The sequence below is a fragment of the Polaribacter sp. BAL334 genome, assembly GCF_015767435.1.
Classification (GTDB): Bacteria; Bacteroidota; Bacteroidia; order Flavobacteriales; family Flavobacteriaceae; genus Polaribacter.
The window spans coordinates 1-558 of sequence record NZ_JADWOV010000099.1 but is presented as its reverse complement, the minus strand read 5'-3'; the positions used below and the strand labels follow the sequence as shown (position 1 = coordinate 558).

Sequence of the window (558 nt, the reverse complement as noted above, 5' to 3'; positions counted from 1 at the left end):
GAAATAAATGATTCAAAATTAAAATTAGATGTTTATTTCCCTTCAGATTATAAGAATAAAACATTTCCTGCTGTTTTATTAATTCATGGAGGAGGTTGGCTAAAAGGAAGTAAAGAAAATCAACGAATAATGGCTCAAAATTTAGCTTTAAAAGGTTATGTTGCCATTGCAGTTTCTTATAGATTAGGTTTTGAAGCAACATATCCTGCAGCCATAAATGATATCAAAGATGCAATTGTTTGGGTAAAACAACATTCAAAAAAGTATCATATCAATCAAAGTAAAATTGCAGTTTTAGGTGCTTCAGCAGGTGCACAATTAGCTACTTTGGTTGGAGTAACACCAAATTCAGGAATGTATTCTCTGCATCCAAAAGTATCCAATGAAATTCAAGCAATCATAAATATTGATGGAATTGTCTCTTTTATACATCCAAATGCAGAAGAGGGAACAATGGCAAGTATTTGGCTAGGTGGTTCAAAAGAATCAAATTTTAACAAATGGAAAGAAGCGTCCCCTTTAGAGTATGTGAATGAAAATTCACCACCAACAATATTT

The 558-nt window shown here is 31.9% G+C and carries 1 protein-coding gene; it reads left to right on the top strand.

All coding sequences use genetic code 11. The annotated features are described in order from the left end of the window. Positions 1-558, top strand: a 558-nt coding sequence (locus tag IU405_RS00505) for an alpha/beta hydrolase (RefSeq protein ID WP_197436700.1), incomplete at both ends; no start/stop codon positions are given.